Here is a 16,459-nt window from a genome sequence, read left to right on the forward strand (position 1 = left end):
TGCGCTCATGCCACGATCAGCGTCAACCCTGCCGGCAGCGACTCGCCAAAGACCCGTCCTTCATCGGCCTCATCGAGTTCCACCGTTGCGCGCACCATGTCGATCCAGCTACGTGGTGCGTTGGCGGCCTCGAGCCGGCTGACCACGCGCATGCGGATCTCCAGCGGCAGGTCCCGTGACCGGTCCCCCGTCATGCGGGCGATCTGCACGGCGGCGAACGCGCCCGGCTCGACCTTCTTCCAGTCGAGCGCGAGAATCGCCTCCAGCCATTGCGAGCCAACCTCTGGCGGCACGACGTTGTGCGCGCTGCCGTAGAACGGCCGGCGCGCGCCGATGCGGCCCACGGCCCACCAGCCTTGAAGGTTCTCCGAGGGCTTCTTGAGCCGGGCGAGCAGCCACTCGGCGACTTCGATCTTGCGCTCGACGGGCACGCGTTCCAGCGATCCCGCGAGCCGCACCATGTCGGCGTAGCCTGCCTTGGCGGCGCCGGCGGGGCGCCTGTAGCGCGCCGTGCCCGGGGGCTGCAGGTAGAAGGCGATGTCGTCCAGCAAGCGCAGCTGCGCGCTTTCGTCCAGGCCGCCGGCGGTGCGGCGCCACAGCGTCCACCATTCCGACCAGATCTGGCTCTCGTTGACGTACTGGATGCCCTGCTCGAACAACGACCAGAGCTGCCCGGCGCGCCACTCGTCCAGCGGGTAGCCGAACCCCGGCCGCATGCAATAGCCGGCAAGGTTGAGCCAGAGGCGTTCATGGTCTGCCGTGCGGCGGCGCCGGCGTGCGCGTTCCCACAGCGTGCCGAACAGGGCGCGCAGCAGCGTACTGTCCCATTGGTCGCGCGCGCCCAGCAGTTGCTCCAGTTGCGCGCGCAGCCGCTTGACTTCCTTGGGACCAACGTCTTGCGAGCGGGCGCCAAAGGTGCGGTCGATGCATTCGACGGCCTGGGCCAGGGAGGGATGCGGCGCGTGGACCGCCGTATCTGCCGCTGGGGCCTCGCCGCGCAGCTGGAACTCGAGCAGCCAGCGCTGCGAAGGATTGGCGATCTCGCTGCAGTGCACTTCCAGCGTGCCGACTTCGGTGAGCGATGTGGTGAGCTGCACCAGCGTCTCCCGCGCGTCGCTGGCGCCGCGCGCTTGCACCACGGTGGCGATCGGCGGCAAGCGGACGAAATCGCCGCTGGCGAGATCGGCCAGTTCGCCCGGCTGATAGGGTGTGTCTGCGACGGAGGAGACCAGGTGGAAGCGTACCGGATGCCCGAGGCGAAGGGAGAAGGTGCGGTCCTTGAGATGGATCTCCTGGCCGTCTTCGGTGCCGCGCGGCAACAGGCAAATGCCGCGCCCTGCCTGCGCGGCATCGCCGTTGTCCAGCACAAGGAAGTAGCTGCGCGGCGAACCCCCGCCGATGCGCGGCGCATGCCCGCAGCGGGCAAGCGCGAACGCTACCGCGCCACGGGCGACCGCCACGTCGGGGTTGTCGTTGTGCAGCACATGCAAGGGCGCTCGGCGCCAGGTGCCAAGCGTGCCCGACAAGCGCCCCGTCAGCGCCTCGGCGCGGAACACGCCGCCGTTGAGCAGCAAGGTGTCGGGCATCGGCGGCGCGTCGCCTGGCGCCTCTGTTGCATCCTGTGCGTTGGCCATGCGCGACTGGGCTGCGTGCTGGCCGAGGAAGGCCGCAACGTGCCGGGTGATCGCCGGGTCGGACGCATAGGGCAGGCCAAATTCGACAATGCCGCCCCGTGAGCGCCCCGGTCTTTCGCCGGTCGAAACGGCTGGGAAGAACCCCTCGACAATGATCTGCTCGATCTCCTGCCGGGTCACTTCGACGGAGCGCGCGCCCCCGATCAGCCGGGAGCCTGAACCGAGCAGCGTGATCGTGACCGCGTCTGGCGCCTGCGCGCTGAGCAGTTGCTCTTTGGCGGCACGGCACCGCTCGACCAACTGGGACATGCTGCCCGCCGACAAGCGCGAGTGCGCTGTGGCGATGCGCGACTCGACCAGATGCGCGAGGGCGAGGTCCATGTTGTCGCCGCCGAGCATCAGGTGGTTGCCAACCCCGATCCGGGTCAATTGCGGTTGGCCGTCCTGGACCTCCACCTTGATCAGGGTCAGGTCGGTGGTGCCGCCGCCCACATCGCAGATCAGCACCAGCCGCGTTTGCGCCAGGTCGGCAGCTAGCGTCTCGCGATGATGGAACACCCAGTCGTAGAACGCCGCCTGGGGCTCCTCCAGCATGCGCAGCGCGGGCAGTCCGGCCATGCGCGCGGCTTCCAGCGTGAGGGCGCGCGCGCCTTCATCGAACGAGGCGGGCACGGTGAGCACCACGTCCTGGTCCTCGAGCCGGGCATCGGGAAAACGGTGGTTCCATGCCGCGCGCACGTGCGCCAGGTAGCTGGCGCTGGCCGCCACCGGTGACACCTTGCCGACTTCGTCGGCGGCACCCCACGGCAGGATCGGCGCCACGCGGTCGACCGACGCATGCGACAGCCAGCTTTTGGCGCTGGCGACCAGCCTGCCGGGCACTTGCGCGCCCAGCGTGCGCGCCAGGCGGCCCACGACGACCTGGCCCAATGCGGCACCGTCGCCATCGTCCGCCCCATCGGCAACCTGCCACGGCAACTGCAGATCGCTGGCGTTGAGCTCCCCCGGCGCCGCGTGGTAGCGCACGGACGGCAAGAGCGGCCGCGTGGCCACCTCGCCCAGGCTCACCAGTTGATCGATGTCGAAGACGCGGATGTCCTCCGACCCTGCCTCGCCATAGGCGACGACCGTGTTGCTCGTGCCCAGGTCAATGCCGACGCTATACCGCTTCATGCATGGCACTCAGGCATTCGCGTTGCCGCGCACGTCGAACTCGACCTTCCAGCGCTCGCCCGTGCCACGGGGCACGGCTTCCAGCTCCAGCGTGCCGGCCTCCGTGATGCGGGCATGCAGCTTCACCGGCACGACTTCGCCGGGCGTGCGGCCTTCGGGCGGCAGCGTGGCCTGGATTTCATCGAGCTCTTGCAGGTCCTCGGGCCCCCAAAAATCGAGCAGGGTGCCTACCTGGTCCTGGCGGCGCACCGACGAGCCGAAGAAGCGGAAATGCACGGGTTCGCCGACCACGAGCCCGAATTCCTGCTCCGGCAACGGCGCCTCGGTGCCTTCCTCCATGCCGAAGGGCGCCACGCACAGCGCCTGGATAGGCGGCTCGAAGCCCGGGATGGCGGGCATCGCCGATTCCACCGCAATGTAGTAGGCCCGCGCGGTGCCGCCGCGAATGCGCACACCCTTGCCACGGCGCACGTAGCCGTAGTAGGCGGCGCCACGCGCGACAGCCAGGTCCAGGTCGGCGCCCCCCAGCAGGCGCGCGGGGGCCGCGTCTTCCGCGGCAAGCCAGCCGTTGAGCGTCTGCAGGATGCGCTCGACCAGCAGGGCGGACTTGAACACGCCGCCATTGAACAGCACTGCAGTGGGGTGCAGGAAGGTCGCGCCCTGCGCCGGCGTGCCGGCTGCCAGGCCTTCAATCTCGGCCAGCGCTGCCACCTGGCGGCCCAGGAACGCCGCCAGATGTCGTGTGATGGCCGGATCCTGCGCGTACGGCAGGCCCAGCTGCGTCAGGCCGGCGCGTGCCCGGCTGACCGGGCGGGCAGAGCCATCCACCTGCGGGAAAAAGCCTTCCAGGATGATCTGGGTGAGCTCGGCACGGGTCAGCTCGGTGCGGATCGAGCCGCCGATGAGCTTGGAGCCTCGGCTCGGCACGACCAGCGGCACTGCGTCCGTGGCCGGGTCGCTGAGCAGGGTTTCCTTGGCGCTGCGGCAGGCATAGGTGAGCGCGCGCAGTTGCCACGGATCGGCCTGCGTGCCCTGGGCCGCGAGCTTGCGCGCCACCACGTGGGCCAGCGCCAGGTCCATGTTGTCGCCGCCCAGCAGGATGTGCTCGCCGACGGCGACACGGTGCAGCTCCAGGTTGCCCTCGCGCTCGATCACGGCGATCAGTGAAAGATCGGTGGTGCCGCCACCCACGTCGACGACCAGGATGATGTCGCCCACCTTGACCTCTTTGCGCCACTGGCCACCGCTCTTCTGGATCCAGCTATAGAGCGCCGCCTGAGGCTCCTCCAGCAGGGTCATGCGGGCATAGCCCGCGGATTCGGCGGCTTCTGCCGTCAGTTCCCGCGCGGCCGGATCGAACGACGCGGGAATGGTGACGGTGATGTCCTGCTCACCGAACGGGGCGTCGGGATGCGCGTGGTCCCACGCTTCACGCAGGTGCGAGAGATAGCGCACGGAAGTTTCGAGCGGCGACACGCGCGGCACTTCCGCCGGCGCATCGTTCGGCAGGATCGCCGCGCGGCGGTCTACCCCGGGGTGGCACAGCCAGCTCTTCGCGCTCGATACCAGCCGGATCGGCGTGGCCGCGCCACGGCTGCGCGCCAGCTCGCCCACGGCGAAATCCCGCGCGGCGTTCCACGGCAAGGCCAGGTCGCCCGGAGCCAGCTCGCTCGGATGCGGCAGGTACAAAAACGAGGGCAGCAGGTCGTAATCTTCGATAGCGCCCGGTGCGGTGAGCTGTGCGACGGCCAGGACGCCCTGGGTGGTCTTCTCGCCGTCACTGGCGGTGAGGTCGACGTAGGAGAGGGCGCAATGCGTCGTGCCCAGGTCGATGCCGATCGAGTAGCGCGGGTCGCTCATAGCTCGACCTCGGCCGGGGCGATCACGGTGGCGTCATGGCGCTCGGCCAGCCGGGGCAGGCGGACTTCCGCCACGCGCCAGCCACGGTGGCTGATGTTGCCGTTGAACGGCGCGCTGCCGACCACGTTGCCGGTCAGCCGGATGGCGGTGGCATCGAACCCGTCGGGCACCGTTACACGGCTGCCCTCGGCTTCCTCGCGCACTGGCCGGATGGTGAAATGCTCGCGCAGCACGGTGCGGCAACCGTCATGCACCAGCCGGGCAGCGGCACCGATTTCGGTGTCGGAATAGCCGGCGATGTCTTCCTCGACAAAATCGATGAAGCGCGCGTCGCGCTGGAGCAGCCCCAGCAGCTGGAGCGCGGCCTCCGGGCTTGCTTCTTTCAGCGCGCTAGGGGCCGGCGCTGCCCTTGGCGCTGGTGCGGCCACGGGGGCAGGGACCGGTGCAGCGGGCGCTGTGCTTGCGCCGGGCCCCGTGCCGTCACGCAGGCGCCGCACGCCCGCGGCAAGCTCGCGGTCGCCCAGGATGTTGAAAAACGTGCCCACGGCAAGAGAAATCCTGCCGAGGAAAGACATGTTCGAGTCGGTCATCAATGGCTCCAGATGTGCTCTGTTGAAGGACGAGCTGTCCCCTGGCGATGCTGTACTGGGCCCGCCCTGCCGCAGCGCTGGCGCTTGCCGGCAGGCAACGGCGAGGTGCGCGCAGGTGCGGGCTCGCCCGTCAGCATCTTGTTCTTCGGGCCCGGCCGGGCCGCTCAAGGCGGTATTTTGCCCTAAGCCGCCCATGATCCGGGCAATGCGGCCCACAAAGCGCCAAGACGCTTCCCAATACGCTCTCTCCCCATGAGGCCCGCCATGACTCGCCCTTACCCCCCCCTTACCCCCTTACCTTTACGCAGGGCGCCGGAGTAGCCTTTAATAGAACATAGGCCCGTCACAATCTGCATTGGAGCTGGGATGAAAGCGCTTTCCACCAAAGAACGGACGCGCAGGCGCCCGTCCGACAAGGTACTGAATGTTCTCGCGGCGCTTGTTGGCCTGGTTACACTCGGGGCCGGCATCGCCTGGCTCATCTACAAGTGGCGCGTAGATCTCGAAGTTCCGTACTTTGCCATTCCGCTGGTGCTGACGGTCCCCGTGATCGCTGCCGCCGCGTTCCGCAGTTTTTGGGACTAGTGCAGCGGTTTTGTGATTGTTAGCTGCCTTTAAACGCTGTTAGGCCCGTTGGCCCSCCAGATGGGCGCAGCGAGGGGGGCAAATGCCGGCGCGCCGTCCGCCCCCGCACGCGCCACGCACCGCTGGCCTTGCCCCCACGCAAAACTTGCATTTTGCGATCGCGAAGCAAAAACCCCGTGTGGTTCAGACCCCCCTGGAGAAAATTCAGGCAAAATTCGGGCATTCCTGCCGGGCTGTGACCCAGCCGGTGGCGTTCTCCAACCTATTTCTTGATCCTGAGATAAGCAATGAGTACCCAGCAACCCACCATCATCTACACGCTGACCGACGAAGCCCCGCTGCTGGCGACCAGTGCCTTTTTGCCCATCATCCGCACCTTCACCGCCCCGGCCGGCATCAACGTGACGACCAGCGACATCTCGGTGGCGGGCCGTATCCTGGGCGAATTCCCCGAATTCCTGACCGAGGCACAACGCGTGCCCGACAACCTGGCCGAGCTGGGCCGGCTGACCCTGCTGCCGGACACCAACATCATCAAGCTGCCCAATATCAGCGCCTCCGTGCACCAGCTGGTCAGCGCGATCAAGGAACTGCAGGCCAAGGGCTACAAGGTCCCGGATTTCCCGGAAGATCCGAAGACCGATGCCGAGAAGGCCATCCGCCAACGCTATTCGAAGTGCCTGGGAAGYGCCGTGAACCCGGTCCTGCGCGAAGGCAACTCGGACCGCCGCGCGCCGGCTGCCGTCAAGAACTACGCACGCAAGAACCCGCACAGCATGGGTGAGTGGAGCATGGCTTCGCGCACGCACGTGGCGCACATGAAGCACGGCGACTTCTATCACGGCGAAAAGTCCATGACCCTGGACCGCGCCCGCGACGTCAAGATGGAACTGGTCACCAAGAGCGGCAAGACCATCGTGCTCAAGCCGAAGGTGTCGCTGCTGGACGGCGAGATCATCGACAGCATGTTCATGAGCAAGAAGGCGCTGTGCGACTTCTACGAAGAGCAGATGGAAGACGCGCGCAAGACCGGCGTGATGCTGTCGCTGCACGTGAAGGCCACCATGATGAAGGTCTCGCACCCCATCGTGTTCGGCCACGCCGTGAAGATTTTCTACAAGGAAGCCTTCGAGAAGCACAGCAAGCTGTTCGACGAACTGGGCGTGAACGTCAACAAGGGCCTGGTCAACCTGTACGACAAGCTGGAAAGCCTGCCGAGCTCCAAGCGCGAAGAAATCATCCGCGACATGCACGCTTGCCACGAACACCGTCCCGAGCTGGCGATGGTGGATTCGGCCAAGGGCATCTCCAACCTGCACGCGCCCAACGACGTGATCGTTGACGCCTCGATGCCGGCCATGATCCGCATCGGCGGCAAGATGTGGGGTGCCGACGGCCGTCCGAAGGACACCAAGGCCGTGATCCCGGAGAGCACGTTTGCCCGCATCTACCAGGAAATCATCAACTTCTGCAAGACCAACGGCAACTTCGACCCGGTCACCATGGGCACCGTGCCCAACGTCGGCCTGATGGCGCAGCAAGCCGAGGAATACGGCTCGCACGACAAGACCTTTGAAGTGCCCGAAGCCGGCGAAGCCCGCATCGTTGACATCGCCACCGGTGAAGTGCTGCTGGTGCAGAACGTGGAAGAGGGCGATATCTGGCGCATGTGCCAGGTCAAGGACGCGCCGATCCGCGACTGGGTCAAGCTGGCCGTCACGCGCGCGCGCAACTCCGGCATGCCCGCCATTTTCTGGCTGGACCCGTACCGCCCGCACGAAGCCGAGATGATCAAGAAGGTCGAGACCTACCTGAAGGATCACGACACCACCGGCCTGGACATCCAGATCATGTCGCAAGTGCGCGCCATGCGCTACACGCTGGAACGCGTCATCCGCGGCCTGGACACCATCTCGGTGACCGGCAACATCCTGCGCGACTACCTGACCGACCTGTTCCCGATCATGGAACTGGGCACCAGCGCCAAGATGCTTTCCATCGTCCCGCTGATGGCCGGCGGCGGCATGTACGAAACCGGCGCGGGCGGCTCGGCGCCGAAGCACGTCAAGCAGCTGGTGGAGGAAAACCACCTGCGCTGGGATTCTCTGGGTGAATTCCTGGCCCTGGCGGTGTCGCTGGAAGAGCTCGGCATCAAGACCAGCAACGAGAAGGCCAAGATCCTGGCCAAGACGCTGGACGCCGCTACTGGCAAGCTGCTGGACAACAACAAGAACCCGTCGCCCAAGACCGGCCAGCTGGACAACCGCGGCAGCCAGTTCTACCTGGCCATGTACTGGGCCCAGGAACTGGCGGCACAGACCGACGATGCCGCCCTGGCAGCGCAGTTCGCGCCGCTGGCCAAGCAACTGACCGACAATGAGCAGGTCATCGTTGGCGAGCTGTCGGCCGTGCAAGGCAAGGAAGCCGATATCGGCGGCTACTACAAGCCCGACTTCGCCAAGCTGGACATCGTGATGCGCCCCAGCAAGACGCTGAACGCCGCGCTGGCAGCCATCAAGGCTTAAGCGGGTGCAAGCCTGGCCGCCCTGTCGCGCAGGGCGGCCGCCGGCGGCAGCCACGCCTTGGGAAAGGCGAGCCGCCATGGGAACCCCGGGTACCTGGCAACAGGTACCCGGGGTTCCTGCTATTCCCGCTATTCCTGCTATTCCAGCTTCACCTTGCCGTCCTTTGCGAGCCGGCGATATTGCGTTATCTCGCCTTGCACGCGCCGGCGGAAATCCTCCGCGTTGCCGCGCATGACCCAGATCGCCTGCCGCTGGAAGACCGCCTCCACGGAAGGGTCCAGAAGCACCCCCTGCAATTCCTTTTCCAGCCGCTCCACCACCGCTTGCGGCGTGGCGCGCGGCGCGGCAATGCCGAACCAGAATGCATTGCCGGGCATGGCGATGCCGAGTTCGGCAAAGGTTGGCACGCCCGGATACTCCGGCGAGCGCGCCCCGGTACTGATCGCCAGCGGGCGCAACTTGCCGGACGCGAGGTAAGGCTTGGCAACGGCGATGGGGTCGAGGCTCAGGTCGATCTGCCCGCCAATGACGTCGGCGAGGATCTGCGTGCTGCCGCGATATGGCACGGGGGTGATGTCCGCATGCAGGTCGGCCTCGATCATGGTGCCCACAATGTTTTGCGCGGTGCCCGGGCCGGTGGTGCCGTAGGTGATGGTGCCCGGTTGGGTGCTTGCACGCGCCAGCATGTCCGCGAATGACTTGATGCCGGAGTCCGCACGGGTGGTGAGTATCACAGGCGCCTGCGCGACGATGCCGATCGGCGCCCAGGCGCCTTCCGCCGGGATGGGCAGGCCGGTGCGCAGCGCGGGCAGCATGCTGAACGTGGTGGAGCTGGCGAGCAGCAGCGTGTATCCGTCGGCGGGTGCCTTGGCGACCTGCTCCGCGGCGATCATCGTGGCGGCACCCGGCCGGTTGTCGACGACCACGGGCTGGCCCAGTCGGGTACGCAGCTTATCGGCAATGACACGGGCAATGATGTCGGTGGTACCGCCCGCCGTGAAAGGGACTACCAGGTGCACGGTCCGGTGYGGGAAGGCTGCGGGGGCGGCCTGTGTCTGCGGGGCGGACACCGAGGCGGCCACCAGCAGCGAAGTGGTGATCAGCCGGCGCAACGGGTCTAAGGAAGAAAGCAGGTCCATGGGCAGGTCAAGTGGCGTCGGGTAGCAGCACCTGCAGGCTGGCGCGGGGAGACAGAAACACGGTAAGCATAAAAAAAATGTAGCGACTAGATGGCTTGGCCGGGCCATCGCGCCGATTCTACGTCAGATGCTGCGTTGCAATATGTGCGCCTGGCCGTGCTGTTGGTTGCACTAATCATTTTCCGTGCCATATAATGCGAACCATTCTCATTTAAGTTTGGCCGTGCCAGACACTTCACGATTGCAAGGGAAGCGATGGCCGCCGCCGAATCCGCGTTACAGCAGCATGTGCATGCCCTCTACAGCGATCACCATCGCTGGCTGCAGGGATGGCTGCGGCGCCAGCTTGGCAATGCGTTTGACGCCGCCGACCTGGCGCAGGATGTGTTTCTCCGCTTGCTCCATCGCGAGCCGTGCGATATCAGGGAACCGCGCACCTACCTGAGCACCATCGCGCGCGGCCTCGTCATCGAGCACTGGCGCCGCCGGGAGCTGGAGCTGGCCTGGCTGGAGACGCTGGCGCAACTGCCCGCGCCGCAGGCGCCGTCGCCCGAGAGCCGGCTGCTTTTCCTGGAAACCCTGATCGCCATCGACCGCATCCTCCATGCACTCAAGCCGCAGGTGCGCAAGGCGTTCCTGTGGGCCCAGCTCGAAGGGCTGACCTGCCGGCAGATCGCGGAGCGCCTCGGCGTGTCGCTGGCTACCGCCGAACGCTATGTCGCGGCGGCGCTGCGCCATTGCTACAGCTTGCGTTTCGGTGGTTGATGCCCGTGAGTGATTCCGCCAGGCCAGGCGAGCCAACGGCTACCCCCGGGCCGGAAACCCCGATCGCGACTCCGATCCCCGCGCGCATCGTCGACCAGGCCATCCACTGGATGGTCAAGCTCGACTTCAGCGAGGCCAGCGCCAGCACGCGCAAGGCATTTGCCCAATGGCGCGACGCCAATCCGCTGCACGCGGTTGCCTGGCAACGCGTGCAGGCACTGCGCACCGATTTCTCCGGCATGCCGCCAGCACTGGCGCTGCGTACCCTGCAAGCGGCCGACGCCCGGCGTAGCGTGGGCGGGCTAAAACGCAGGCAGGTGCTCAAGGTGTTGGCACTGGCCGGCATCTCGGTGGTCACGGCGGCAACCGTGCGCGAACTGGCGCCATGGCAGCGCCTGTTCGCCGACGCGAGCACGGCCACCGGCGAGCAGCGCACCATGCGCCTGGCCGATGGCAGCACCATCGTGCTCAACACCGATACCGTCATCCGTACCGCGCTGGACGCTGAGCGCCGTTTGGTCACGCTGCGGCGCGGGGAGATCCTGGTGACGACGGGACATGACGATGGCTTCGCGGCCCGCAGCGCAGCGGTGCGGCCGTTCTGGGTACAGACGCCGTTCGGCGGCCTGCGTGCGTTGGGCACGCGCTTTGTGGTGCGGATCGAGGACGGACGCGCCCGCGTTACCGTGCAGGAGGGCGCCGTGGAGCTGCACCCGGCTGCGGGCGGGGCGATCGACGTAGCGCGGGCGGGGACCACCTGGTGGCTCGCCAAGGCCGGCAGCATGCCGGCGCCGCCGCAGCCGTTCGAGGCGGACGGTTGGGCCGATGGCGTCATCGCAGGCAAGGACATGCGGCTGGCGGACGTACTGGCCGAACTATCGCGCTACCGCACCGGCCACATTGCCTGCGATCCGCGCGTGGCGGATCTGCGTATCTCGGGCGCCTATCACGTGCGCGACACCGATCGGGTGCTGCGCTTCCTGATGCAGGCGCAGCCGATCACCGTGGTCTATCGCACGCGCTTCTGGGTTTCGGTTGGCCCGGCGGGAGGGCGTTGATCCCATGCCAGGCGTGTCCGAAAAAATATGTCAGGAAGATTGAGGGGATTTCGATTCTCGACCGGCCTACAGCGTAGGAACTCAAATTAAACGCTGCCGGAGAAAGGAATCATGTCTGCAACTCGTTATGCCACTGTCATCGCCGCTGGACGCCCACCCCGACCCAAGCCGTTTGCGCTCGCCGTGCACCACGCCGTGGTCTGCCTTGCCATGGGCGCAACCGTGGCGCCGCTTGCCGTGAGCGCACAATCGCAGGCGGCCCCTGCCAACGCCGCGCCGACCCTGCCGGCGGTGACCGTCACCGCCGGCGCAGAGACGCCGGGCGAACTGCCGCAACCCTACGCGGGCGGCCAGGTAGCGCGCGGCGGCCGCTTGGGGCTGCTGGGCGACAAGGGCGTCATGGACACGCCGTTCGCCGTCAGCAACTACACCGCGCAGCGCCTGGAGGATCAGCAGGCCACCACGCTGGCCGAAGTGCTGAACAGCGATCCGTCCACGCGCTTCACGGGCCAGGTTGGCGGCGTGACCGACTCGTTCTATATCCGCGGCTTCCCGATCAACGAGGGCAACCTGTCCGAGATCGCGTTCGACGGCGTGTACGGCGTGTCGCCGAATTACCATCTGTTCACCGAGTACCTGGAGCGGGTCGAAGTGCTGAAGGGGCCGGCCGCCTTGCTGTATGGCATGTCGCCGAACAGCGGTGTCGGCGGCGTGGTCAATGTCGTGCCCAAGCGCGCGCTGGCGACGGACCTGACGCGTTTCACGCTCGACTATGCGTCCGACGCGCAGGTTGGCGGCGCGGTGGACCTGAGCCGCCGTTTCGGCGAAGACCGCGAGTGGGGCATTCGCTTCAACGGCCTGCACCGGCAGGGGCCGACGGCGCTCGACAACCAGAAGTCGCGCGCCGAGGTGGCCGCGCTGTCGCTCGACTATCGCGGCGAGCGCCTGCGGGCCTCGCTCGACCTGATCGAGCAGTACCAGTGGGTCGATGCTCCCACGCGTCCCTTCCTGATCACAGCCGGCGTGCAGGTCCCGTCGGCGCCGGGCGGCAGGCGCAATGTCAGTCAGCGCTGGGGTTGGTGGAAGTCCAACGATGTGTCGACGCTGCTGCACGCGGAATACGACCTCACCGACAACGTGACGGTGTTTGCCGATGCCGGCGGTACCCGCTCCGACGTGGCGCGCTTGTCCGACCAGACGCCAACCATCCTGAATTCGGCCGGGGCGACCTCGTCGGCCGTGCAGAACTGGAAGTTCCAGGTCAACCGATCGAGCTTCGATACCGGCGTCAGGAGCAAGTTCGAGACCGGCCCGGTCAAGCACGCGCTGGCGCTGCAGGCGAACCTGTATATGGACCGATTCGCCAGCGCCAACGTGTCCGGCACGCCGGTCACATCCAATATCTACGCCCCGGCCGACCGCCCGGCGCAGAACATTGCCGCGCCGCAAAGCGTGCCGAAAGTGTCCGACTCCACGCTGTCTGGCCTGTCACTGGCCGATACCTTGAGCGTGCTGGATGACCGCTTGCAGTTCACCCTTGGCCTGCGCTACCAGCAGGTCAAGTCGAGCAACTACGCGGCCACCGGGGCGAAGACCGCTTCGTACGACGAAAGCGCCGTCACGCCGTTGGCCGGCATCGTCTTCAAGCCCTGGCACAACGTCTCGCTCTATGCCAACTATGTCGAAGGGCTGAGCAAGGGAGACATCGCGCCGGCGACCGCGTCGAATGCGGGGCAGGTCTTTGCGCCATACAAGACCAAGCAGCAGGAAGTGGGTGTCAAGCTCGACGCGGGCAAGGTGATGGCGACCCTGGCCGCGTTCCGCATGACCAAGCCCAGCGGCCAGCTGTACGGGACGGTCTATGCCATCGACAGCGAGCAACGCAACCAGGGGCTGGAGCTGACCGTGTCGGGGCAGGCCTACAAGGGCGTGCGCCTGCTCGGCGGGCTGACCCTGCTTGACGGCGAGCTGACCAAGACCAACAGCGCAGCCACCCTTGGCAAGCGCCCCGTGGGCGTGCCTACCGTCATGGCCAACCTTGGCGGCGAGTGGGACCTGCCGTGGGTTCCGGGCCTGACGCTGACCAGCGCGGTCAACTACACGGGCAGCGAGTACGTCAACCAGGCGAACACGCAGCGGGTGTCGTCGTGGACAACCGTCGATCTCGGCGCGCGCTACAAGACGTCGATGTACGGCAAGTCCACGACGTTCCGGGCAGGGCTGTTCAATGCGTTCAACCGGAAGTACTGGTCCGGGGTGGCATCGTACGGCACGATCTCGCTCGGCGCGCCGCGGACCTTCATGGCTTCCATGAGCGTGGACTTCTAAGCATTGGCCGCACAACGCCTCGCGCTTTGCAGCGCCTTCGCTTGTCTTGCCCTGGGCTTGGGCGTGGCGCCGGATGCGGTGCTCGCGCAGGCGAGCCCGGTGGTAAGCCCGGTGGTAAGCCCGGCGGTAAGCCAGGTGTTAAGCCCGATGGCGAGCCCGGGCCAGGCGCGGATGTTCGCCATCGCGCCTGGGCCGCTTTACGCGGTCCTCAATCGCTTTGCCAGTGTCGGGGGCATCGATCTTTCCTATGATGCCGCACTGCTCGGCAGCGCCCAAAGCCCGGGACTGAATGGCCTCTATACCGTGCCGGACGGGCTGCGGGCGCTATTGGCAGGCAGCGGCCTGGAAGCGGTGGAAGTGCCGGGAGGCGGGTATGCATTGCGCAAGGCGCAGGCGGTCTCCGGCATCCAGGCCGCGCCGTTGCTGCCCACGGTCACGATCTTCGGGGCGGCAGCGGCTGCGCGGGGGGTCGATTCGTCCGTGCGCTATGTCAGCCAGCCTGGCGGCATCCTGGACGCCTTCACAATCCGCGGCTTTCCCGTTGGCAATGGCAACTTCGGCGAGATTGCCTTCGACGGCATGTACGGCGTGGCCTCTAACTACCGGGTATCGACCGGCTACATCGAACGCATCGAGCTGATCAAGGGCCCGACCGCCATGCTGATCGGCATGGCGCCCAGCGGCAGTGTCGGCGGTGGCATCAATATCGTGCCCAAGCGGGCGACCGGTCCCGACCTGACCCAGGTCACGGCCGACTATGCCGCGTCATCGCAGCTGGGCGGCAACCTTGACTTAAGCCGGCGGTTTGGCGCGCAGCGGCAGTTCGGCATTCGCTTCAATGGCAACTATCGGGCGGGTGACACCAACCTGGACAACCAGTCGCGCCACGCCGGTGCTGGCGCGCTGGCACTGGATTACCAGGGCGAGCGCCTGCGCGCGACGCTGGATTTCATCGGCCAGCGGGAGAGGATCGCCGCGCCATCGCGCCTCTTGCATATCGTGTCCGGCATCAACGTACCCGATGCGCCCAACGGACGGCGCAACATCTCGCAACCCTGGGAACACTCCAGCATCCGCGACCAGTCCCTGCTGGTGCAGGCGGAGTACGATATCGGCGACAAGCTCACCTGGTTCATCGCCGGCGGCGGCGGCCGTACCCGGGTGGCCAGGCTCTTTGCCATCACGCCCACCATCATCAACGGGGCCGGCGATATTGCCGTGCTGGACTCGAACTACCAGTTCAACGTAGCCCGCACCACCGTGGACACGGGCCTGCGCGCCCGCTTCGACACTGGGGCGGTGAGCCATCACCTGAGCTTGCTCGTGAGCGACTATCGGGACCAGCTGGAGCGCAGCTTCAACAATGCCGCGACCGCGTCGCTGACCAACCTCTATCAGCCCGTGTCGCTGCCCGTGCAGTACATCGCGGCGCCCGCCAGCGTGCCGAAGGTTTCCCAGACGCGGCTGTCCGGCGTGGCCCTGGCCGATACGCTGTCAATGCTGGACAAACGCGTGCAGCTGACGCTGGGGCTGCGCCGTCAGCAGGTCACGTCCGACAATTTCAGCGCCGGCGGCGCCATCGCTTCGCACTACGACCAGGGCGCCTGGACGCCGATGCTGGGCCTGGTGGTGAAGCCCTCGCGACACGTCACGCTGTATGCCAACCGCGCGGAAGGGTTGAGCAAGGGCGATACCGCCCCCGGCGGCGCCAGCAATGCCGGCGAGGTATTCGCGCCCTACAAGTCAAGGCAGCTTGAGTTCGGCGTGAAGGTGGAGCAGGGCGGGATGATGGCGACCGTCAGCGCATTCCAGATCGCCAAGGCGAGCGGCCAGATGGCCGGGACGCTGTTCGCCGCAAACGGCGAGCAGCGCAATCGCGGGCTGGAGTTCGGGCTGTACGGGGAGATGGCGGCCGGGGTGCGGCTGCTGGCCAGCGCTACCGTGCTCGATGCCAGGATTGTTCGCAGCAGCAGCCCCGGGTCGGCGGGCAAGGCGGCTGTCGGCGCGCCGACGCTGCAAGCCAACCTGGGCGCCGAATGGGATACCGGCTTCGCGCCGGGCCTGACGCTGGCCGGTGGGCTGGCCTACACGGGACGGCAATATGTCGACCAGGCCAATACGCAAAGCATCCCGCACTGGACCCGCGTCGACATCGGTGCGCGCTACCAGACTACCGTGGCGCGCAGGCAGACCACCTTTCGCCTCAATGTCCGCAATGTCTTTGACAAGCATGACTGGGCGGCGGTCGATGCCTACGGCGGGCTGGCGCAAGCCGAGCCGCGCACGCTGCTGCTTTCGGCAACGATGCGCTTCTGAGGCAGTTCTACTTGGCGGTGGTGGATTCCGCGGCGCGCTTGTCGGCATCGCGCAGGCGCTTGACGGCTTTGCCCAGCAGCCCGCCTTCGCTATCCGATACCGCTTCTTCCAGCGTGGCAAGAGCGGCCCTGATCTGCGTGCCGTGGGCGTTCGAGTACGCCTGGTCTTCAATCAGCGCGTCGGCTTCCTTGCGCACACGCTTGCCCAGCTTGCGGGCGAACTCGGGATCGAGCTGGCCTTGCGCGGTGGCATTGGCAATGTGGTCGAGCAGAGCGATCAGGCCCGGCGCGGTCGTGGTGGCCGGGACAGCGTCCTCGGTTTTCCTGAGTTTCTTGGGCATGGTTCTTTTCCTCCGGTTGGGGCTCGATTCTAGCGCTAGGGGGAAACCCGGGCCTGCTTCGCAGTATGAAAGATTTGTGACACCTTGTCGGCGCGACGGGTGATGACCGGGCTATGGCAGCGGCAGGGGAAAAACGCGGGGCGCTG

Annotated in this window: 11 protein-coding genes; 6 read left to right on the top strand and 5 right to left on the bottom strand. The window is 66.8% G+C overall.

Features of this window, described 5'->3' with window-relative positions; all coding sequences use genetic code 11:
* Nucleotides 1-5 precede the first annotated feature (5 nt).
* The 3 genes from AB4061_RS25790 to AB4061_RS25800 are packed head-to-tail and all read right to left on the bottom strand — an operon-like array spanning nucleotide 6 to nucleotide 5,257.
* Nucleotides 6-2,807, bottom strand: a complete 2,802-nt coding sequence (locus tag AB4061_RS25790; protein WP_441638836.1) for an Hsp70 family protein — start codon at nucleotides 2,805-2,807, stop codon at nucleotides 6-8.
* Between the two features lie 9 nt (nucleotides 2,808-2,816).
* A complete protein-coding gene (locus AB4061_RS25795; RefSeq protein ID WP_441638838.1) occupies nucleotides 2,817-4,667 on the bottom strand; it encodes an Hsp70 family protein in 1,851 nt (616 codons plus the stop codon).
* Entirely contained in the window at nucleotides 4,664-5,257 is a 594-nt protein-coding gene (locus tag AB4061_RS25800; RefSeq protein ID WP_441638840.1) for a DUF2760 domain-containing protein, read from the bottom strand. The genes AB4061_RS25795 and AB4061_RS25800 overlap by 4 nt, the downstream gene beginning before the upstream one ends.
* A 366-nt stretch (nucleotides 5,258-5,623) precedes the next feature.
* Here AB4061_RS25800 and AB4061_RS25805 point away from each other — a divergent pair, with 366 nt between their 5' ends.
* Together AB4061_RS25805 and AB4061_RS25810 are read left to right on the top strand one after the other, a co-directional pair.
* Complete coding sequence (locus AB4061_RS25805) at nucleotides 5,624-5,842, top strand: hypothetical protein (RefSeq protein ID WP_441638842.1); 219 nt, start codon at nucleotides 5,624-5,626, stop codon at nucleotides 5,840-5,842.
* A gap of 287 nt (nucleotides 5,843-6,129) precedes the next feature.
* Nucleotides 6,130-8,367 (top strand): NADP-dependent isocitrate dehydrogenase, encoded by a 2,238-nt coding sequence (locus tag AB4061_RS25810; protein WP_441638844.1) that lies wholly within the window; start codon nucleotides 6,130-6,132, stop codon nucleotides 8,365-8,367.
* Nucleotides 8,368-8,504: 137 nt separating this feature from the next.
* Here AB4061_RS25810 and AB4061_RS25815 read toward each other — a convergent pair whose 3' ends face one another.
* The gene (locus tag AB4061_RS25815; RefSeq protein WP_441638846.1) at nucleotides 8,505-9,506 is read right to left on the bottom strand and encodes a Bug family tripartite tricarboxylate transporter substrate binding protein; all 1,002 of its coding nucleotides are present in this window, start codon (nucleotides 9,504-9,506) and stop codon (nucleotides 8,505-8,507) included.
* Between the two features lie 255 nt (nucleotides 9,507-9,761).
* Between AB4061_RS25815 and AB4061_RS25820 the strand changes: the two genes are divergently transcribed.
* From AB4061_RS25820 to AB4061_RS25835, 4 genes are all read left to right on the top strand, one after another.
* Nucleotides 9,762-10,271, top strand: coding sequence for a sigma-70 family RNA polymerase sigma factor (locus AB4061_RS25820; RefSeq protein WP_441638848.1), 510 nt, complete (start codon nucleotides 9,762-9,764; stop codon nucleotides 10,269-10,271).
* The gene (locus AB4061_RS25825; RefSeq protein ID WP_441638850.1) at nucleotides 10,271-11,329 is read left to right on the top strand and encodes a FecR domain-containing protein; all 1,059 of its coding nucleotides are present in this window, start codon (nucleotides 10,271-10,273) and stop codon (nucleotides 11,327-11,329) included. Before AB4061_RS25820 ends, AB4061_RS25825 begins: the two co-directional genes overlap by 1 nt.
* Before the next feature lie 111 nt (nucleotides 11,330-11,440).
* Nucleotides 11,441-13,657 (top strand): TonB-dependent receptor, encoded by a 2,217-nt coding sequence (locus AB4061_RS25830; protein ID WP_441638852.1) that lies wholly within the window; start codon nucleotides 11,441-11,443, stop codon nucleotides 13,655-13,657.
* A gap of 3 nt (nucleotides 13,658-13,660) precedes the next feature.
* The gene (locus AB4061_RS25835; protein ID WP_441638854.1) at nucleotides 13,661-15,973 is read left to right on the top strand and encodes a TonB-dependent siderophore receptor; all 2,313 of its coding nucleotides are present in this window, start codon (nucleotides 13,661-13,663) and stop codon (nucleotides 15,971-15,973) included.
* A gap of 7 nt (nucleotides 15,974-15,980) precedes the next feature.
* On the opposite strand, the gene AB4061_RS25840 is transcribed toward AB4061_RS25835, so the two are convergent.
* The gene (locus AB4061_RS25840; RefSeq protein ID WP_441638856.1) at nucleotides 15,981-16,313 is read right to left on the bottom strand and encodes a hypothetical protein; all 333 of its coding nucleotides are present in this window, start codon (nucleotides 16,311-16,313) and stop codon (nucleotides 15,981-15,983) included.
* Nucleotides 16,314-16,459 lie beyond the last annotated feature (146 nt).

The organism is Cupriavidus sp. YAF13, assembly GCF_052113425.1.
In the GTDB taxonomy this organism is placed as follows: Bacteria; Pseudomonadota; Gammaproteobacteria; order Burkholderiales; family Burkholderiaceae; genus Cupriavidus.